Source organism: Micromonospora auratinigra, from assembly GCF_900089595.1.
GTDB lineage: Bacteria > Actinomycetota > Actinomycetes > Mycobacteriales > Micromonosporaceae > Micromonospora > Micromonospora auratinigra.
Genome location: NZ_LT594323.1, coordinates 3,314,874 through 3,334,763, shown reverse-complemented (window position 1 = coordinate 3,334,763; position 19,890 = coordinate 3,314,874). Strand labels below are relative to the sequence as shown.

Annotated in this window: 16 protein-coding genes; 11 read left to right on the top strand and 5 right to left on the bottom strand. The window is 73.9% G+C overall.

Features of this window, described 5'->3' with window-relative positions:
• Positions 1-10: 10 nt before the first annotated feature.
• Together GA0070611_RS14610 and GA0070611_RS14605 are read right to left on the bottom strand one after the other, a co-directional pair.
• The gene (locus tag GA0070611_RS14610; protein WP_091664359.1) at positions 11-1,291 is read right to left on the bottom strand and encodes a M48 family metalloprotease; all 1,281 of its coding nucleotides are present in this window, start codon (positions 1,289-1,291) and stop codon (positions 11-13) included.
• A 59-nt stretch (positions 1,292-1,350) separates the two neighbouring features.
• The gene (locus GA0070611_RS14605) at positions 1,351-1,800 is read right to left on the bottom strand and encodes a hypothetical protein (protein ID WP_157740316.1); all 450 of its coding nucleotides are present in this window, start codon (positions 1,798-1,800) and stop codon (positions 1,351-1,353) included.
• 136 nt (positions 1,801-1,936) lie between these two features.
• Between GA0070611_RS14605 and GA0070611_RS14600 the strand changes: the two genes are divergently transcribed.
• From GA0070611_RS14600 to npdG, 4 genes are all read left to right on the top strand, one after another.
• A complete protein-coding gene (locus GA0070611_RS14600; protein ID WP_091672930.1) occupies positions 1,937-2,140 on the top strand; it encodes a hypothetical protein in 204 nt (67 codons plus the stop codon).
• 76 nt (positions 2,141-2,216) lie between these two features.
• The gene (locus tag GA0070611_RS14595; RefSeq protein WP_091664353.1) at positions 2,217-3,020 is read left to right on the top strand and encodes a histone; all 804 of its coding nucleotides are present in this window, start codon (positions 2,217-2,219) and stop codon (positions 3,018-3,020) included.
• A 66-nt stretch (positions 3,021-3,086) separates the two neighbouring features.
• Positions 3,087-4,727, top strand: coding sequence for an RNB domain-containing ribonuclease (locus tag GA0070611_RS14590; RefSeq protein ID WP_231921450.1), 1,641 nt, complete (start codon positions 3,087-3,089; stop codon positions 4,725-4,727).
• Between the two features lie 66 nt (positions 4,728-4,793).
• Positions 4,794-5,492: an NADPH-dependent F420 reductase gene (npdG, locus tag GA0070611_RS14585; protein ID WP_091664350.1), complete on the top strand. Its 699-nt coding sequence runs from the start codon at positions 4,794-4,796 to the stop codon at positions 5,490-5,492.
• A 58-nt stretch (positions 5,493-5,550) separates the two neighbouring features.
• Here the strand turns inward: npdG and panB are convergent, their stop codons facing one another.
• Positions 5,551-6,396: a 3-methyl-2-oxobutanoate hydroxymethyltransferase gene (panB, locus tag GA0070611_RS14580; RefSeq protein ID WP_091664347.1), complete on the bottom strand. Its 846-nt coding sequence runs from the start codon at positions 6,394-6,396 to the stop codon at positions 5,551-5,553.
• Between the two features lie 140 nt (positions 6,397-6,536).
• Positions 6,537-8,300: an NAD+ synthase gene (locus GA0070611_RS14575; RefSeq protein WP_091664345.1), complete on the bottom strand. Its 1,764-nt coding sequence runs from the start codon at positions 8,298-8,300 to the stop codon at positions 6,537-6,539.
• A 214-nt stretch (positions 8,301-8,514) separates the two neighbouring features.
• On the opposite strand from GA0070611_RS14575, the gene glnA reads away from it, so the two are divergent.
• The 6 genes from glnA (at position 8,515) to GA0070611_RS14545 (ending at position 18,236) form a co-directional block, all read left to right on the top strand.
• Positions 8,515-9,864: a type I glutamate--ammonia ligase gene (glnA, locus tag GA0070611_RS14570; RefSeq protein WP_091664343.1), complete on the top strand. Its 1,350-nt coding sequence runs from the start codon at positions 8,515-8,517 to the stop codon at positions 9,862-9,864.
• Between the two features lie 79 nt (positions 9,865-9,943).
• A complete protein-coding gene (locus GA0070611_RS14565; protein WP_091664341.1) occupies positions 9,944-10,369 on the top strand; it encodes a DUF350 domain-containing protein in 426 nt (141 codons plus the stop codon).
• A 33-nt stretch (positions 10,370-10,402) separates the two neighbouring features.
• Positions 10,403-11,095 carry a helix-turn-helix transcriptional regulator gene (locus GA0070611_RS14560; RefSeq protein WP_091664338.1) on the top strand — a complete coding sequence of 231 codons (693 nt, stop codon included), beginning with the start codon at positions 10,403-10,405 and terminating at the stop codon, positions 11,093-11,095.
• A 70-nt stretch (positions 11,096-11,165) separates the two neighbouring features.
• Entirely contained in the window at positions 11,166-14,513 is a 3,348-nt protein-coding gene (locus GA0070611_RS14555; protein WP_091664336.1) for an NACHT domain-containing protein, read from the top strand.
• A 92-nt stretch (positions 14,514-14,605) separates the two neighbouring features.
• On the top strand, positions 14,606-14,968 hold the full coding sequence (locus GA0070611_RS14550; protein ID WP_091664333.1) for a VOC family protein: 363 nt from the start codon (positions 14,606-14,608) through the stop codon (positions 14,966-14,968).
• 244 nt (positions 14,969-15,212) lie between these two features.
• Positions 15,213-18,236 carry a carbohydrate binding domain-containing protein gene (locus GA0070611_RS14545; protein WP_091664329.1) on the top strand — a complete coding sequence of 1,008 codons (3,024 nt, stop codon included), beginning with the start codon at positions 15,213-15,215 and terminating at the stop codon, positions 18,234-18,236.
• Positions 18,237-18,387: 151 nt separating this feature from the next.
• Here the strand turns inward: GA0070611_RS14545 and GA0070611_RS14540 are convergent, their stop codons facing one another.
• The gene (locus tag GA0070611_RS14540) at positions 18,388-18,822 is read right to left on the bottom strand and encodes a hypothetical protein (protein WP_091664325.1); all 435 of its coding nucleotides are present in this window, start codon (positions 18,820-18,822) and stop codon (positions 18,388-18,390) included.
• A gap of 180 nt (positions 18,823-19,002) precedes the next feature.
• On the opposite strand from GA0070611_RS14540, the gene GA0070611_RS14535 reads away from it, so the two are divergent.
• A complete protein-coding gene (locus tag GA0070611_RS14535) occupies positions 19,003-19,887 on the top strand; it encodes a Vgb family protein (RefSeq protein ID WP_091664320.1) in 885 nt (294 codons plus the stop codon).
• Positions 19,888-19,890 lie beyond the last annotated feature (3 nt).

Here is a 19,890-nt window from a genome sequence, read left to right as displayed (position 1 = left end):
GGCGGGTGGGTCAGGCGGCCCAACTGACCGCCCGGCCCACCCGCTCGTAGTGCCGCCGCAGCTCGGCGTCGAGCCGCTCGACCCGGGCGTCGGTGAGCGCCACCGCCGGGTCCCGCCAGCCGCCGGCGGTGAGCCGCCGGTGCCGCAGGCCGGCCGGGGGATGGGTGGCGAAGAGCGAGGTGTCCTCCCGCACCGAGAGCTGACGCAGCAGCGGCAGCCGGTCCGTCGCCCCGGCCAGCGCGGCGGCCGTACCGGCACGCCAGGTCGCCGGCCCGTGCCCACCCCGGGCGGCCTTGCGCACCACCAGGGCCACCGACTCGGGGTTGAGCAGCACGTCGAGCAGGCGGGTCGCGGCGGCGGTGCCGGCCACCCGGGCCGCCAGCTCGTCGGCCAGGTACTCGGCGCGCTGGCTGTTGCGCAGCGCCGTGGCGACCAGCACCAGGTGACCGGCGAAGAGCAGCCGGGACAGCGTCCCCGACAGCAGCCGACCCAGCATCTCGCCGACGAGCACGAAGATCCCGCCGCCGGCGTCCCGGGTGTCGTGGTCGGGGCGGAACAGGTCGGCGGCGGTGCCGAGCGTGGTCAGCGCCGTCTGGGTGAGCGGCCCCCGGCGTACGTCGCCGTTGACGAAGTGCCCCAGCTCGTGGCCGAGCAGCGCCACCCGGGCCTGCCCGTCCAGCGCTCCCCACAGCGGCAGTCCGAGGCAGAGCAGCCGGCGCCGCCGCAGCCCGACCGAGGTCGCGTACGCGTTGATGTCGCCGTCGACGCCGATGACGTGCGGCACGGGTGCGCCGGTGGCGGCGGCCACCTCGGCGACCAGCGCGTGCAGCTCGGGCGCCTCGTCGGCGGTGAGCACGTCGACGTCCGGGGGGATCCGGCCGAAGCGCGGGCGCAGGGCCACCGCCAACCCGACCATCGCCAGGCCGAGCGGGACGGCGAGGTTCGGGAACGGGTACGCGAAGACCAGCCACACCCCGGCCACGGCCAGCGCGAGCACCCCGATCAGCAGCAGCAGGGCGACGCCGACGGTGACCACGGCGGCAGGCCCCCAGCCGGCGCGCTCCAGGGACCGGCCGGCCAGCGCCGCGTACTGCTGTCGGGTCGAGCGGACGGCCAGCCGGAAGGTCCACCGGTCGACCGGGGACCAGCCGAACTCCGCTGCCCGACCGGCGCGGTCGTAGCCGTCGAGGTTCCATTCGCAGCGGGCGCACCAGGGCGGGGCCCCGCGCAGGGAGACCGTCGCCGTGCCGCACTCCGGGCACGTCCCCGGGCCGGCCTGAGTGGAGATCATGAGCGTCGATCCTGGCCGGCTCGCGGGCGGGCCGCCACCGGCCGTTCGGTGCGAGCCGGTCACCGCGGGCACGGCAGCCGCTCCAGCGCGGCCGGGGCGGCGGAGCCCCGCACCAGTTGGGCGAAACAGCCGGCGGCGCTGGCCCGCTGCCAGCCGAACACCGAGGAGGCGGTCTTGCGTACCCGGACCCGGAAGACCAGCCGGACCCCGGCGGTGTCGGTCCGCACGGTCAGCACCTCGACCCCGTCCACCGCGTCGGCGGCGTCGCGCAGCGACCCGGCCCGCCCGGCCGGCGCGGCCAGCAGGGCCGCGCGGGTGCGCTGCGCGGTGGCCGAGACCTCCCGGTCGGCCCGGTGCTCCAACCGCCGCTGCGAGCGGTCCCGTAGCAGCGGCAGCAGCAGCGCCGCGCCCACCACCCCGACCACCACGAAAGCCGTCCCGGCCAGCAGCCCGCGTCGCAGGCGGGCCGACGTTCCTCCCCCGTACCGCACCCGGGGATTGTCCGCCACCGACCCACCGGCCGGCTGCCCCGTTCTGCGCGGATCGACCTCCGGCGGCCCGGCAGCCGGTCTACAGTGGAGGACATTATCGGCTATTTCGGGCGTTCCGGTGGCGGTCGGACGCTTCCCGGTGCACAGTGATCGCATGAGCGACAACGGAAGTGGTGCGCACTACTACTGGTGCACGCGACACCACCGGGTCGAGACCGATGCCGACGTGTGCCCCGCCAAGCAGGTTCTCGGACCGTACGCCTCAGCCTCCGACGCGGAGAACGCCCTGCAACGTGTGCAGGAGCGCAACGAAGCCTGGGAGGCCGAGGACGCCCGTTGGGCCGGGGAGGAAAGGTAGACGGCGCGGGACGGCCCGCGTCGAGGTGATCCGTGCTCCGCGAGGGCGAGAGCACGTCCCCAAGGAGGGAACCGAGATGGCCGTGACACAGCAGGCCACCACCCGCCCGGCGGCGAAACGTACGACCGCGACGAAGACCGGCGCGGCGCGGCGGACCGTGGGCGCCACCACGGCCGGGACGGCGAAGGCCACCAAGGCCGCACCGAACGCCTCGGGCGCCGGCGCCGGCCGGGTGCCGGCCAAGAAGGCGGTCGCCCGGAAGGCGGCGGCCAAGAAGGTCGTGTCGGCGGCGCGCAAGCCGACCGCCACGACGGCACCCGCCAGCCGGACCACCGCCAAGAAGGCCCCCGCCAAGAAGGCCACCACCAAGGCCACCACGGCGGCGGCCAAGAAGACGACGGCGGCCAAGAAGACGACGGCGGCGAAGAAGACGACGGCGGCGAAGAAGACCACCGCCGCGAAGAAGACCGTGGCGGCCCGGACGTCCACGGCGGCGAAGAAGACCACCGCGAAGGCGACCACCGCGAAGGCGACCACCGCGAAGGCGACCACGGCGGCGAAGAAGGCGCCGGCCAAGAAGACCACGGCGGCCCGCAAGACCACGGCCACGGTCAAGAAGACCGGCGCGGCGGCGAAGAAGACCACCACGGCCCGGAAGACCACGGCGAAGAAGGCCCCGGCCACGAAGACCACCGCCTCGACGCGGCCCGCGGCGCGCAAGACGGTGGCGAAGAAGGCGCCCGCGAAGAAGGCCACCACGGCGAAGAAGACCACGGCCGCCAAGAAGACCACGGCCGCCAAGAAGGCCACGGCCGCCCAGAAGGCGCCGGCCACGAAGGCCACCGCCCGCAAGACGACCACCCGGCGGGCCACCGCCTGACGTCGCGCGGACCCGCGCCGCCGCGCCGCTGAGCGGATCTCGCGGCACGCTGTCAGGATTGACCCTGTGGTGATCCGACGCGTACTGGCGCCCCGTATCGACTTCGGCGCGCTGCGCCGCGAGCTGGGACTGCCCGAGGGCTTCCCGGCCGCGGCGCAGCGCGAGGCCGACCAGGCGGCCGGCGCGCCGCTGCCCGCCGTCCCCGACCGGACCGACGTCCCGTTCGTCACGGTCGACCCGGCGACCTCGCGTGACCTCGACCAGGCGATGCACCTCAGCCGCCGGTCCGGGGGCGGCTACCGGGTCCGGTACGCCATCGCCGACGTCGCCAGCCATGTGCGCCCCGGCGGCGCGCTGGAGGAGGAGACCTGGCGGCGCGGCCAGACCGTCTACCTGCCCGACGGCAACGTGCCGTTGCACCCGCACTCGCTCAGCGAGGGCGCGGCGAGCCTGCTGCCCGACGCGGACCGGGCGGCGGTGCTCTGGACCATCGACCTCGACGCCGACGGCGAGACGGTCGGCGTCGCGCTGGAACGGGCCCGGGTACGCAGCCGGGCCAAGCTCGACTACGTGGGCGTGCAGCTCGCCGCCGACGCCGGGCGGCTGCCCGAGCCGATCGCCCTGCTGCCCGAGATCGGGGCCCTGCTCACCGCCCGGGGCCTGCGCCGGGGCGCGGTCAATCTGCCGCTGCCCGAGCAGGACGTGGAGCCGCAGGGCGACGGCTGGCGGCTGGTGCTGCGCGGGCCCGGCCCGATGGAGGACCACAACGCGCAGATCTCCCTGCTCACCGGGATGGCGGCCGCCGACATCATGCTCGCCGGACGGATCGGGCTGCTGCGGACCATGCCGGCGCCGAAGCCGGAGGCGGTGCAGCGGCTGCGGCTGGCCGCCGGCCCGCTCGGCGTGCACTGGCCGGACGGGATGTCGGTCGGCGAGGTGCTCGCCGGGCTGGACGCCGCGCAGCCCCGGGCGGCCGCCTTCATCGACCAGGCGGCCGAGCTGATGCGCGGGGCCGCGTACACCGCCTTCGACGGGGAATCGCCGGAGCAGCCGGAGCACGGCGGGGTGGCAGCCGCGTACGCGCACGTCACCGCCCCGCTGCGGCGACTCGCCGACCGGTACGCCACCGAGGTCTGCCTGGCCCTGCACGAGGGCCGCGAGGTGCCCGACTGGGCGCGAGCCGCCCTGCCGAAGCTGCCCGAGGTGATGGCGACCACCGACCGGACCGCGTCGGCGGCCACCCGGGGCGCGATCGAGCTGGCCGAGGCGGTGCTGCTGTCCCACCGGGTGGGCGAGACCTTCGAGGCGGCCGTGCTGGACGTGGACGCGCCCCGCCCGGCGCCCGAGGTGCCCCGCCAGCCCGACCACGCCGGCCCCGAACAGCCGGCGGGGCAGACCGGTGGTGCCGTGGCGGTGCCGGGCCCGTCGGGTGGGACCGGCGTCGCCGTCGAGCCGGAGCGGCCGGGGGAGCGCGCCGGTGCGGCGGGCAGGACCGGCGGCGGAGCGGGACGACCCGGCGCCGGGTCGGGCCGGTCCGGTGGCAACGGTGGCGGCCGGGCGGGCCGGCCGCCGGGCGGCACGGTCGCCCTGGACGAGCCGCCGGTCCGCGCCCGCTGTCTCGGCGACCTGCCGCTCGGCGAACGGGTCCGGGTCCGCCTGGTCACCGCCGACCCGACCGAACGCAAGGTCCTCTTCGAACGCGCCTGACAGCAGGGGGGATTGTCACAGGGGCGGGGCGTGCCGGTGGACGGCGGGCTTTGCGAGGATGGCGGCATGGCTTACGACGCGACCACGCTGCCCGACGTCTCCGGGCTGACCGTCGGCATCATCGGTGGCACCGGCGACCAGGGGCGCGGTCTGGCCTACCGGTTCGCCCGGACCGGGCAGACCGTCCTGATCGGCTCCCGCTCCGCCGACCGGGCGGCCGAGGCCGCCGCCGAGATCGCCGCGCTGCCCGGCGTGCCGGCCGGCGCCGACGTGTCCGGCGCGGACAACGACGAGGTGGCGCGCCGCAGCGACGTGGTGATCATCGCGGTGCCGTGGGACGGGCACGCGGCCACCGTCGCCGCCCTCGCCGGCCCGCTCGCCGGCAAGATCGTGGTCGATTGCGTCAACCCGCTCGGCTTCGACAAGCAGGGCCCGTACGCGCTCACCGTCGCCGAGGGCAGCGCCGTGCAGCAGGCCGCCGGGCTGCTGCCCGAGTCGCGGGTCTGCGCCGCGTTCAACCACGTCTCCGCGCCGCTGCTGGCCGACCCGGAGATCGACCGGATCGACCTGGACGTGCTGATCTGCACCGAGGACCGGGAGCTGGTCGGGGTGGTCGCCGCGCTCGCCGCCCGGATCCCCGGCATGCGGGGCATCTACGCCGGCCGGCTGCGCAACGCCCACCAGATCGAGGCGTTCACGGCCAACCTGATCGCGATCAACAAGCGCTACAAGGCGCACGCCGGCATCCGGGTCACCGACCTCTGACCGGCCACGGCCCGTTCGCCGGACGGGCGGGGGCCCCGCTTCCGGGGCCCCCGCGTCCTCAGAAGGTGTGCTCGGCGGCGGGGAAGTCGCCGCCGCGTACCTCGTCGGCGAAGCGGCGGGTGGCGTCGGTCAACGCCCCCGCCAGGTCGGCGTAGCGCTTGACGAAGCGCGGCGCCCTCCCGGTGCGCAGCCCGGCCATGTCCTGCCAGACCAGCACCTGCGCGTCGGTCTCCGGGCCGGCCCCGATGCCCACCGTGGGGATCGGCAGCTCGGCGGTGACCCGCTTGGCCACCTCACCGGGGACCATCTCCAGCACCACCGCGAAGGCGCCCGCCGCGGCCACCGCCCGGGCGTCGGCGATCACCTCCTCGGCGGTGTCACCGCGGCCCTGCACCCGGTAGCCGCCGAGCGTGTGCTCGCTCTGCGGGGTGAAGCCGATGTGCGCCATCACCGGGATGCCGGCCCCGACGATCGCCTCGATCTGCGCGGCGCAACGCCGGCCGCCTTCCAGCTTGACCGCGTGACAGCCGCCCTCCTTCATGAACCGCACCGCGGTCCGCAGCGCCTGCGTCGGCCCCTCCTCGTACGAGCCGAAGGGCAGGTCCCCGACGATCAGCGACTGCCGGGTCGCCCGGACCACCGCCCGCACCAGGGGCAGCAGCTCCTCGGCCGTCACCGGCAGGGTGGTCTCGTAGCCGAACACGTTGTTCGCGGCCGAGTCGCCGACCAGCAGCACCGGGATCCCCGCCTGGTCGAAGATCGAGGCGGTGTACTGGTCGTACGAGGTCAGCATGGCCCAGCGCTCGCCGCGCTCCTTGGCGGCGATCAGGTCACGGGTACGGACCCGCCGGGTGGCCGGCCCGCCGTAGAGGGCGGTCACCTCGGCCGGGGTGGACTCCACCATGACTCTCTCCTTCCTCGAGGCCGCGTTCGCGGTCCCCGGGTTCCGTCGCGATCGTCGCACCGGACGAGCCGGCGGCGGCAGGGCGGAGTGGAGGAATTCACTCCCCGGCCCGTGACTGGCGGGCCGGGGACCGCCGTCGCTCAGCCGTGCTCGCGCCAGCGGTTGGTGATCGGCAGCCGCCGGTCCCGCCCGAAGGCCTTGATGGAGATCTTGGTGCCGGGCGCGGACTGGCGGCGCTTGTACTCGGCGGTATCCACCATCCGCAGCACCTTGTCCACGATCGCCGGGTCGTGACCGGACTCGATCAGGCCGGCGCGGCCCAGGTCGCCGTCGACGTAGCCGATCAGGATCGGGTCGAGCACGTCGTACTCGGGCAGGCTGTCGCTGTCGAGCTGGCCCGGGCTCAGCTCGGCCGACGGCGGCTTGCCGATCGAGTTCTCCGGGATCGGCGGGGTCTCGCCGCGCCGCTCCGCGTCGGCGTTGCGCCACTTCGCGAGCCGCCAGACCAGCGTCTTCCAGACGTCCTTGATCGGGTTGTAGCCGCCCACCGAGTCGCCGTAGAGGGTGGAGTAACCGACCGCCAGCTCGCTCTTGTTGCCGGTGGTGAGGACCAGGTGGCCCTCCTGGTTCGACAGCGCCATCAGGATCACGCCACGGACCCGGGCCTGGAGGTTCTCCACCGCCACCCCGGAGAGCGACAGGTTGGCCAGGAAGGTGTCCACCATGGGCTGGATGGGTTCGATCCGGTAGTCGAGCCCGGTCCGCTTCGCCAGTTCCTCGGCGTCGGCCCTGGAGTGCTCGGAGGAGTGCTGGCTGGGCAGCGAGACGCCGACCACCCGGTCCGGGCCGAGCGCGTCGACCGCGAGGGCCGCCACCACCGCCGAGTCGATGCCGCCGGAGAGGCCGAGCACCACCGACGGGAACCGGTTCTTGTTGACGTAGTCGCGCAGGCCCAGCACGAGCGCCTGCCACACCTCGGCCTCGTCGGCGACCGGCTCGATGATGCCGCCGTGGGCGACCTCGCCGGTGGGGGCCGGCGGCAGGATGTCGCTGACCTTCGCGCGGACGACGCGCATGTCGTCGGCGAGTTCCCCGCCCGCGTCGACCGGTTCCTTGGCGGGCGGCAGGTCCACGTCGTGCACCAGCAGGTGCTCGACGAACTGCGGCGCCCGGGCGAGCAGCGCGCCGTCCGCCCCGACGATCATCGAGTCGCCGTCGTAGACCAGCTCGTCCTGGCCGCCGACCATGTTCACGTACGCGATGGTGGCGCCCGCCTCGGCGGCCCGGCGCTGCACCAGCGGCAGCCGGACGTCGTCCTTGTCCAGCTCGTACGGCGAGCCGTTGATGGTGAGCACCAGCCCGACGCCGGCCTGCCGGGCCACCGCGAACGGGCCGCCGGCCTGCCACAGGTCCTCGCAGATGGTCAGCGCCACGTCGACCCCGCCGACCCGCACCACGGTCAGCGTGTCGCCGGGCACGAAGTACCGGTCCTCGTCGAAGACGCCGTAGTTGGGCAGGTGGTGCTTGAAGTAGGTGGCCACGACCGCGCCCCGGTGCAGCAGCGCGGCGGCGTTGCGGGCCCCCCGGCCCGGCTCGGCGTCGGCGCTGACCTGCGGCGGCCCGTCGGCGTCGAGGTAGCCCACCAGGACCGGCAGGTCGCCGAGCCCGTCGGCGGCCAGGTCGGTGGCGAGCCGGGTCAGGGCGGCCCGGGAGGCGGCCACGAACGAGCGCCGGAAGACCAGGTCCTCCACCGGGTAGCCGGTGAGCACCAGCTCGGGGAAGAGGGCGAGCTGGGCGCCGGCGTCGGCGGCCCGCCGGCTCCAGGCGCGGACCAGGTCGGCGTTGCCGTCGAGGTCGCCGACGGTGGGATTGACCTGGCACAGGGCGAGACGCACGGTGGGCATGTCCTCATCTTGCCCCAGCGGGGTGGGGCGAATCCGACCGGACGCCGGAGACGATCGACACCCCGGCCCGGTGCCGTCCCCCGGGGCGGGACACGGCGGGACGGCCGGTGGGTCTTCGCGTAACGTCTGCGTAACGAGGCCCGGGGAGACTGGGCGGTCAGGTCGGGTGAAGCCCGGCCGAAGGCGGACAAGAGTGTCGCGAGGGGTTGGGGAAGTGGACCGTCAGCAGGAGTTCGTCCTCCGTACGCTGGAAGAGCGGGACATCCGGTTCGTCCGGCTGTGGTTCACCGACGTGCTCGGCACGCTCAAGAGCGTGTCGGTGGCCCCGGCCGAGCTGGAGGCGGCGTTCGACGAGGGCATCGGCTTCGACGGCTCGGCGATCGAGGGCTTCGCCCGGGTCTTCGAGTCGGACATGGTCGCCATGCCGGACCCGACCACCTTCCAGGTCTTCCCGTTCGAGGGCGGGGTCAGCGGCGAGAGCGCCCGGATGTTCTGCGACATCCTGCTGCCCGACGGCAGCCCGTCCTGGGCCGACCCCCGGCACGTGCTGCGCCGGATGCTCTCCCGGGCGGCCGAGAAGGGCTTCACCTTCTACACCCACCCGGAGATCGAGTTCTTCCTGCTGGAGAACGGGCCGCAGGACGGCTCGCTGCCGGTCCCGGTGGACAGCGGCGGCTACTTCGAGCACACCACCCACGCGGTGGCCCGGGACTTCCGTCGGCAGGCCGTGCTGGCCCTGGAGCGGATCGGCATCTCGGTGGAGTTCAGCCACCACGAGGTCGCCCCCGGCCAGCAGGAGATCGACCTGCGCTACGCCGACGCGCTGACCACCGCCGACAACATCATGACCTTCCGGCACGTGGTGAAGGAGGTGGCTCTCTCCACCGGGGTGCAGGCCAGCTTCATGCCGAAGCCCTTCACCGACCAGCCGGGCAGCGGCATGCACACCCACCTGTCGCTGTTCGAGGGCGAGCGCAACGCCTTCCACGACGCCGGTGACCCGATGAAGCTCTCCAAGGTCGCGAAGTCGTTCATCGCCGGGCTGCTCACCCACGCCCGCGAGTACACCGCGGTCACCAACCAGTGGGTCAACTCGTACAAGCGGCTCTTCCCGCAGGCGCTGCCGGACCGGATCACCGAGAGCCCCGCGTACGTCTGCTGGGGTCACCTGAACCGGTCCGCGCTGGTCCGGGTGCCGGCCTACGGCAAGCCGAACTCGGCCCGGGTGGAGGTCCGCTCGCTGGACTCGGCGACCAACCCCTACCTGGCCTTCGCGGTGATGCTCGGCGCCGGCCTCAAGGGCATCGAGGAGGGGTACGAGCTGCCCCCGGGCGCCGAGGACGACGTCTGGTCGCTGAGCAGCGCCGAACGCCGCGCGATGGGGTACGAGGCGCTGCCGGAGAACCTGTCCGAGGCGATCGACGTGATGGCCGGCTCCGAACTGGTCGCCGAGATCCTCGGCGAGCACGTCTTCGACTTCTTCCTGCGCAACAAGCGCGCCGAGTGGGAGCAGTACCGCCGCGAGGTCACCCCGTACGAGCGCCAGCGTTACCTCTCGCTCTAGATCACAGTGGCGCGGTGCCGCTATCGTCTGCGGCACCGCCGCGGCACCCTCGCCCGGCGTGCGAATCGGGGAGGCGTCGGTGCTGGAGGATCTGCTGAGCGGGGCGTGGCAGAGCATCGTGTTCGGGGTCGTCGGGGTGGGGCTGATGGCCGCCGGCTTCCTGCTGGTCGACCTGCTCACCCCCGGCAAGCTGCGGCACCTGATCTGGGTGCAACGCAACGGCAACGCCGCGCTGCTGCTCGCCGCCAACCAGCTCGGCATCGCCGGGATCGTCTTCACCGCGATCCTGACCAGCTACAGCGACTTCGCCAAGGGGCTCGCCTCGACGGTCATCTTCGGCATCATCGGCCTGCTGGTGATGGCGCTGGCCTTCTTCGTGCTCGACCTGCTCACCCCGGGCCGGCTCGGCGAGGTCATCTGCGCCGAGGAGCCGCACCCGGCCGCCCGGGTCAGTGCCGCCACCCACTTCGGCGCCGCGCTGATCGTCTGCGCCTGCATCGCCTGACGGCTGTCGTACCCGGGGCATAGCGTCCCGGGCGTGAACCGGACGGACCGTCTCTACGCCCTGGTCGAGGAGCTGCGGGCGGTGTCGCCGCGCCCGCGCAGCGCCCGCTGGCTGGCCGCGCGCTTCGAGGTCAGCACCCGCACCGTCGAGCGCGACATCAGCGCGCTCCAGCAGGCCGGGGTGCCGATCTGGGCCGAGCCGGGCCGCACCGGCGGTTACGTGGTCGACCGGTCGCGCACCCTGCCGCCGGTCAACCTGAGCCCGGGCGAGGCGGTGGCGATGGCCGTCGCGCTGCACCGCCTCGCCGGCACGCCGTTCGCCACGGCGGCCGGCGCGGCGCTGCGCAAGCTGGTCGCGGTGCTGCCGCCCGCCGACGTGGCCGAGGCGCACCGGCTCGCCGGCCGGGTGCACCTGATCGACCGCGGGCCGGCCGGTCCCGTCCCGGCCGCCGTCGCCGACGCGGTCGCCGCCGGGCTCGTGCTGCGGCTGCGGTACGCGGACCGGGGCGGCACGGATTCGCTGCGCGACGTGGAGCCGCTGGCCTACCTGGGCAACCCGACCCACTGGTACCTGGTGGCCTGGTGCCGGCTACGCGACGGGGTGCGCTGCTTCCGCACCGACCGGATCGTCTCGGTGCGCCCGCTGGCCGAGCCGGTCACCCGGGAGCTGCGCGCCGAGGACATCGACATCCCGCGGCACCGGCTGCGTCCGCTCAGTCTGGTCTGAAACCCGACAGCGTTTCCGGTCCGGATGCGGGATCCTGGCGGGTCTGCCGTCCCCCGGGGGAGGAACGCCGGTGCCCGACACGCTCAGCTACGCCGACGCCGTACGCCTGCTGGGCGGGGAGAAGAGCCGGGCGGTCGACTGGTTCGACCGGCTGACCGGGGGCGCGCTGTTGGCCGCGTCGGTGCCGGTGCCGGCGCTGCTGGGCATCTTCGACGCCAAGGCCGACTTCGTCCGGCTCGGCCACGAGCTGGTGCGCGCCGTGTCGGAGCAGCGCTCCGGGCTGTCCCGCTACGGGCGGACCCAGCGGCTGGAGGCGGCGCACGCGGTGATCGCGGTGACCGCGTTCTTCGAGGCGCTGGCCGAGGCGGACCTGCCGTTCGACTTCGCCGAGCTGGCGCTGAGCAAGCCCGAGCAGGTGACCCTGGCGGGCGCGGGTCCGAGCGATGCCCGGGACGTCGTCCACACCCTGTTCGAGATGCCGACGCCGTTCCCCGGGCCCGAGCTGCCGTACCCGGAGCTGCGGGAGGCCCTGGACTTCTACTACCGGTTCCTGGCGGCCCGGGTCGAGTCGTTCGTCGGCGGCCTGGCCGTCGGTGACCGGTTGACCGTGGGCCAGCAGCACGCGCTCCGGGACGCGCTGAAACGGGTGCCGGCGTCCGCGGTGGACCGCCACCGGGATCTGCTCACCGCTCTGGCGGCCGATTTCGCCGAGGTCCGGTACTGGGCGGGACTGCACGAGCACGAGGCGACCCGGGCCGAGGTACGGCACCTCGCGGTCGGGCTGGCCGAGTTGCGGGAGATGGTGACGGCCATCGGCACCGGCGGTACGCCCAGCGAGGCGCGGCAGGCGCTGGCCCGCGCGTACCGGGCGGAACTCGACCGGCCGATCGTCAGCTCGGGCGAGGTGCCGGACGGGCTCCGGGTGCCCACGCTCGGCCGGGCGTACGTGCCGCCGGCGTACCGGGTGGTCACGCTGAACGAGCGGTCGCGGCCCGGCGACGAGGCGTGGTGGGTGGAGCGTCCGGTGCGGGAGGACCTCGCCGAGTTCCTGACCGGGCACCTCACGTCGCCCTGGGCGGTCCGGGCGCCGCTGCTGGTGCTGGGGCAACCCGGCTCCGGCAAGTCGGTGCTCACCCGGGTGCTCGCCGCCCAGTTGCCGGCCACCGAGTTCCTGGTCGTCCGGGTGGTGCTGCGCGAGGTGCGGCTCGAGGTGGACCTCCAGGACCAGATCGAGCAGGCGGTCCGGGACGCCATCGGGGACGGGCTCGACTGGCCCGCGCTGGCCCGCTCGGCCGGCGACGCGCTGCCGGTGGTGCTGCTCGACGGCTTCGACGAGCTGCTCCAGGCCACCGGCGTCACGCAGACGGACTACCTGCTCAAGGTGGCCCGGTTCCAGCAGCGCGAGCTGGACCGGGGTCGACCGGTGGCGGTGCTGGTGACCAGCCGTACCAGCGTCGCGGACCGGGCGAAGCCGCCGGGCCGCACGCTGGCGTTGCGGCTGGAACCGTTCGACCCGAGCCGGGTGGCCCGCTGGGTGGCCACCTGGAACGCCACCAACGCCGACCGTTTCCCGGCGCTGGGCGTACCGCCGCTGGAGCCGGCCGCCGTGCTGGTCCATCCCGAGCTGGCCGGGCAGCCGTTGCTGCTGCTGATGCTGGCCCTCTACGCGGCCGACGGCAACGACCTGCACGCGGCCGGCACGCTGGGCCGGGGTGAGCTGTACGAGCGGCTGCTGCGCAGCTTCGCCCGCCGGGAGGTGGTCAAGCACCGGCCAGGGCTCTCCGAGCGCGAGCTGTCCCGGGCCACCGAGGCGGAGTTGCGCCGGTTGGCCGTGGTGGCCTTCGCGATGTTCAACCGGGGCGTCCAGTGGGTCACCGAGGAGGAACTGGAGGCGGACCTGGCCGGATTGTCCTTCCTGGCCGGGGAGTCGCCGCGGCTGCGGGCCGACGGCGGTTTCCGGGAGCCGTTGCGGGCCGCCGAGATCGTGCTCGGGCGGTTCTTCTTCGTGCACCGCGCCCAGGCGCTCCAGGGCGACCACCGCACGGCGACCTACGAGTTCCTGCACGCCACCTTCGGCGAGTACCTGGTCGCCCGGACGACCGCGCTGGTGCTGGGGGAGCTGGCGGCCCGGGAGGCCGCCGTGACCATGCTGCGTACCGCCTCGATCGATGACGATCCGTTGCACGCGCTGCTCTCGTTCGCGACGCTGACCGGGCGCGTGCCGATCGTCATCTTCCTCGCCGAGGCCCTCCGGTCCCACCCGCAGGAGCGCCGGGAGGAGATCACCGAGGTGCTGCTCCGGCTCTTCCGGACCGCCCACCACGCCCGGCCCGGCCGGGAGCTCACGTCGTACCGCCCCCGGGCCGTGTCGGTACCCGAACGGCACGCCGTCTACAGCGCCAACCTGCTCGTGCTGGCGCTCTGCGCGGCCCGGGAGTTGTCCGGCGACCAGCTCTACCCCGCGGAGGCGGACGTCCGGGTCCCGTGGACGCGGCAGGCCCTGCTCTGGCGTTCGCAGCTCGCCGAGGGCGAGTACCGCAGCCTGGTCAACATGGTCGCCCTGGACCGACTGGGGGACGGCCGGCAGCGGCAGATCCGGTTGTTCCTGGCACATGCGGGGTGGCGACCGGCGGAGGTCGACCTCGCGTGGACGTACGCCCCGACGACGTCGCCGGGGCCCTGGTTGCGGGGCGAGTCGGGTCCGGACGCGCAGATCGTGCGGGCGACCGCCAACTTCGAGTGCGACGTCGACGGAGATCTGGTGGCGCACGCGGTGGCGCCGCTGCTGGAGGTCTTTCCGCCGGCGCTCAGCACCCTGGTGGGCGAGGGCGGCTCGGGTCAGTCCTCGGTGGGTCGGGTGCTCCTGGCTACACTGCTCGGCTCGCCGGGTGTCGTCCCGGTGGAGCGGGCCTGGCACTACCAGGCATTCGGGTCGGTGGTGGTCGCCTCGCGCGAGAGGAACGGGCGGGCCGTCGCCGACCTGGCCGAGGTGCTGCTCGACCGGCTCGCCGCCGACCGCACCGTGTCCCGCACCGTCGCCGCCTCGGTGTTGGACGGGCTCGACTTCGTGACGACCCGGGGGGACCGTCCCGCCGCGGCGTATCTCCGCTGCTGCCTGGCCCTGATGAGCGGGGACGACCCGGTGACCCGCGACGTGGCGCGCCTGGTGCGCAAGGTGGTCCACAACGACCAGGGCTCCTGGAGCCCGCGCACCGAGGAGTTGGCGGTGGAGGCGTTGGTCCGGCTCTCCGAACTCGGGGTCGAGCAGTACTACCTGAGCCCGGAGGAGGCGGAACGGCTGATCCTGCTGCTGGGCGGACGCCGTCCTGACCTGGCGCACCGGATCCGGCCGCTGGTCCTGGATCCCGGCTCGCTCTCGCCTCGCGGGTTCCCGATGCCCGGCGGGGCGGCGGACTGACCGGGAAACACCGACAGGACGGTGTCGCGGACACCGGTGAAGCTGACTCCTGACGACGCCGGCCGACCGGCCGGCGCAGCCGAGGAGGAAGCATGTCCAGCACGCCCGTGACCTGGTTCGAGATCGGCTCCGACCGCCCCGACGAGGCCGAGCGCTTCTACGCCGGGCTGTTCGGCTGGGCGTTCGAGGCGCAGGGCGGGTCGTACCGTCAGACGGTGGCCGGGGGTGAGCGGGGGATCGGAGGCGCGATCCGGACGCTCGACGCGGGTGCTCCGAACTACGCGACCTTCTACGCCGAGGTGGCCGACGTGGCGGAGACCTGCCGGCGCGCGGAGGCGGCGGGCGCCACGGTGCTGGTGCCGCCGAACACCACCCCGAGCGGGCTGGTGCAGGCGCGGCTTCGCGACCCGTTCGGCAACCTGATCGGCGTCTTCACCCCGCCGGCCGAGGGCTGAGCGGTCCGGGTGCGGCGGTGCTCGCCCCGATGACCACAGCCGCACCCGAACCCCGTCGCAAGCTGTTTCGGCAGGTGCAAGCCATTGCAGTGGCGGGGCGCGAGGAAATCCGGATCCGTCGATGATGAACCCCTGGTTTCGGGGGATTGAAGCTGGTAACTTCCTGGCACCGCAACCGCAACTTCTTGCAACGCCTTCATCCTTTTGCGCCCATGCGGCGGGCGCGGGCGTCAGGAGAGCCACCATGAGGCGGACCACCATCACGTCCCGACGCCGGTGGGGCGCGTTCGCGCTCGGTGCCGGCCTCGTCGTCGGGCTGCTGCCGTTCAGCGCGGCGGCGGCCGCCAACTCCGTCACCGTCTACTACCAGCCACCGGCCGCCTGGGGCGGGGCGGTCAACATCCACTACGGCGTCGACGGTCAGGCCTGGACCGCCGTGCCGGGCGTACCGATGGGCACCGCCTGCACCGGTTGGCGGCGCAGCACCATCGACCTCGGCGCGGCCGCCGGTCTCCAGGTCGTCTTCACCAACGGCGGCGGCGTGTGGGACAACAACAACGGCGCCAACTACCGGCTCGGCACCGGCACGGTCACCGTCGCCGCCGGGAAGGTCGGCACCGGCGACCCCTGCGCCGGCAGCACGCCGTCACCGGGCCCGTCCGGCAGCGCCACCCCGTCCCCGTCCCCGGCGGGCAACACCGCCGAGGTCTGGTACCACCTCACCGCGCGCGGCTGGACCGCCGCGAACATCCACTACCGGCCGACCGGCGGGACGTGGACCACCGCACCCGGGGTGGCGATGGAGGTGCGCTGCGCCGGCTGGGCCCGCCGGGTGGTCGACCTCGGCAGCGCCACCGGCCTGACCGCCGCCTTCAACGACACCGCCGGCACCTGGGACAACAACAACTCCGCCGACTACCCCATCGGCACCGGGCGCAGCACCGTCGACGCGGGCCGGGTCACGCCGAACGCGGCCGACCCGTGCGCCCCGGCCACTCCGGACCGCACGCCGCCGAGCATCCCGGCCGGGCTCACCGCCACCGCCGACGGGCTGGCGGTGACGCTGAGCTGGACCGCCGCCACCGACGACCGGGGCGTCACCGGGTACGAGCTGACCCGCACCGGCGGCGCCGGCAGCACCACCGTCACCAGCACCACCCCCCGGTACGTCGCCTACGACCTGCTGCCCGGCACGGCGTACACCTGGACCGTGCGCGCGGTGGACGCGGCCGGCAACCGGTCGGCGGCGAGCCTGCCGGCGTCCGCGACCACCGGGAGTGCGCCGGCCGGCGGCGCACCGCTCGGCGGTGACCCGCGTGAGGACAGCATCTACTTCGTCATGACGGCCCGCTTCGCCGACGGGGACACCGGCAACGACCGGGGCGGCAGCCAGCACGTGGCGTCCGGGAACGCGGCCAACGACGACCCGATGTTCCGGGGCGACTTCAAGGGCCTGGTCGACAAGCTCGACTACATCAAGGGCCTGGGCTTCTCCGCCATCTGGATCACCCCGGTGGTGCTCAACCGCTCCGACTACGACTACCACGGTTACCACGGGTGGGACTTCTACCGGGTCGACCCGCGCCTGGAGAGCCCCGGCGCGTCCTACCAGAACCTGATCGACGCGGCGCACGCCAAGGGCATCAAGATCTTCCAGGACGTGGTCTACAACCACACGTCCCGCTGGGGCGCGAAGGGCCTCTTCACCCCCACCGTGTACGGCGTCCGCGACGAGCAGTGGAAGTGGTACTACGACCAGCCGCAGGCCGGCCGGGAGTACGACCCGCTGGTCGAGGCGACCGGCACCGACCCGGCCCTGACGCCCGCGCAGAACGCCAAGGCCAAGGGGCGGCCGTACAACGGGGACCTGTGGTCGTCCGCCCCGCCCACCGGCAACCAGTGCCTGAACTGGGGTACGCCGACCGGCGGGCGCAGCGCCGAGGGCTTCACCCTCTACAACTGCCAGTGGCCCACCCCGACCGGCAAGCTCTTCCCCGCCGACCTCTACCACCAGTGCTGGATCGGCAACTGGGAGGGCGAGGACGCCCGCAGCTGCTGGCTGCACGAGGACCTGGCCGACCTGAACACCGAGAACGCCACCGTGCAGCAGTACCTGATCAACGCGTACAACCGGTACATCGACATGGGGGTGGACGGCTTCCGGATCGACACCGCCGTGCACATCCCCCGGGTCACCTGGAACCGGCGCTTCCTGCCGGCCATCCGGCAGCACGCCGTCTCCCGGTTCGGCGCGAAGGGCAGGGACTTCTACGTCTTCGGCGAGGTCGCCGCGTTCGTCAACGACAAGTGGAACCGCGGCTCGGTCAACCACTCCGCCCAGTTCTACACCTGGTCCGAGCGCAAGGAGTACAGCCCGGACGACGTCAAGGCGGCGATCGAGCAGTACGACTACGAGCAGCTGCTCGGCCCGAGCGGGCAACCCACCACCGACAACGCGTTCCTGCGCGGCAACGACTACCACGCCCCGGACCACTCGACGTTCTCCGGCATGAACGTCATCGACATGCGGATGCACATGAACTTCGGTGACGCGACGAACGCGTTCCTCAACGGCAGGGACTCCGACGACAGCTACAACGACGCCACCTACAACGTGGTCTACGTCGACAGCCACGACTACGGGCCGAACAAGTCCTCCACCCGGTACGCGGGCGGCACCGACGCCTGGGCGGAGAACATGAGCCTGATGTGGACGTTCCGCGGCATCCCGACGCTCTACTACGGTTCGGAGATCGAGTTCCAGAAGGGGGCCCGGATCGACTGCGGGCCGACCTGCCCGCTGGCCACCACCGGCCGCGCCTACTACGGCGACCACCTGGCCGGCAGCGTCACCGCCACCGACTTCGGCGTGGTCGGCTCGGCCGGCGGCGCGGTCGCCACCACGCTGAGCCAGCCGCTGGTCAAGCACGTGCAGCGGTTGAACCGGATCCGGCGGGCCGTACCCGCCCTGCAGAAGGGGCAGTACTCGACCGAGGGGATCAGCGGGAACACGCTGGCGTACAAGCGGCGCTACACCGCCGGCACGGTGGACAGCTTCGCGCTGGTCACCGTCTCCGGCGGCGCGACCTTCACCGGCATCCCCAACGGCCGCTACGTCGACGTCGTCACCGGGACCGTGCAGACGGTCGGCAACGGCACCCTGACCGCCCCGGTCAGCGGCAAGGGCAACCTGCGGGTCTACGTGCTCGACCTGCCCGGCAACCCGGCCCCCGGCAAGATCGGCACGGACGGGCCGTACCTGCGCTGAACGGGACCGGCCCCCGCCCCGGCGACGCTGCCGGGGCGGGGACCGGTGGGGGAGAGGTCACGGGTGGCCCCGCCGTGGAAGGGTCCCGGCCGGGAGGGAACCGTCGGCCGGTGCGGAGCCGGCGGGGCCACCCGGGTCACGCGCGGACCGGTCAGCGGTGCCAGCCGCGGTGGCCGCCGCCACCCGGACCGGGGAACACCCCGGCCTCGGCGGCCTTCAGCACCGCGTCGGCCTGCTCCTGGGTGAGCTTGCCGTCCTTGACGGCCTGGTCCAGCCGCTGCTTCAGCATCGCCTGCCGGTCCTCGGTCGAGGGCCGCTCGGGCCGGTCACCCTGCCGCTGCTCCCGCAGCTTCTCCAGGGCGGCGGTCACCTTGTCGGCCGGTACGCCCAGCTCCTTGGCGAGCGCCTCGGCGAACTCGGCCTGCCGGTCGGCGCGGCGGTCGCCGCCCTGCTCGGTGCTCGTGCCGGCGCTCGGGCTCGGGCTCTTGTCGTCGGCGAGCGCCACCGCCGGGGCGGCGATCCCGACGCCGAGCACTCCGGCGGCGGCCAGGCCGACCAGCAGGCGCTTCCTCGTCGTGCGGATCATGCGGTACTCCAGTTCGGTGGTGGGACGATGACCTCACCGACAGTGACCGCTCAACCTGGGGAAACACCGTCGCGACCCTATGAACACGCTGAGAGTTCCGCACCGGGCGCGGCCGAAAGTGGTTGCCGCGCCGTCGGCGGAACCGGAAGGGTGGGACGAATTCCGACGGAAGGCCACCCCATGACACCGCCCGTGATCCGCGAGGTCCCGCTCACCGGGCCGGGCTCCGGCCCGTACTCGATCACCATCGGCCCCGACGGCGCGCTCTGGCTGACGCTGGCCGGCTCCGGCGGCATCGCCAGGCTCGGCCCCGACGCCGGCGTGCGGATCTTCGACGCCGACCCGCCGGCGAGCCGGCCACTGATCATCACCGCCGGGCCGGACGGCGCGCTCTGGTACACCCGCTCCGGCGACGACCGCCTCGGCCGGGTCACCGTCGACGGGCGCACCAGTTCCGTCGCGCTCCCGGCCGGCACCGCCCCGTGCGGGCTCGCCGTGGGTCCCGACGACGCCCTCTGGTACGCGGGCACGGGCGACGACACCATCGGCCGGGTCACCGTCGACGGGGCGGTCACCCGCCACCCGCTCCCGGTGACCGGCGGCTTCCCGTCGATGCTGACCGCCGGCGGGGACGGGGCGCTCTGGTTCACCCTCAACCGGGCGAACGCGATCGGCCGGATCGACGTCTCCGGCGAGGTCACGCTGCACGCCCTGCCCACCGCCGACGCCGGCCCGGTCGGCATCACCCGGGGCGGGGACGGCGCGCTCTGGTTCGTCGAGATCGCCGCCGGCCAGCTGGGCCGGATCACCGTCGACGGCCGGATCGCCGAGTTCCCGCTGCCCGACCGGGCGGCCCGGCCGCACGCCATCGTCGCCGATCCGGCCGGTGGCTGCTGGTTCACCGAGTGGGCCGCGAACCGGATCGGCCACGTCGACCCCGCCGGCCGGATCACCGGTCACGACCTGCCGACGCCCGCCTCGGAGCCGCACGGCCTCGCCGTCGCCCCCGACGGCACGGTCTGGACGGCCCTCGAAATCGGTGCCGTGGCCGTCCTCACGCCCTGACCC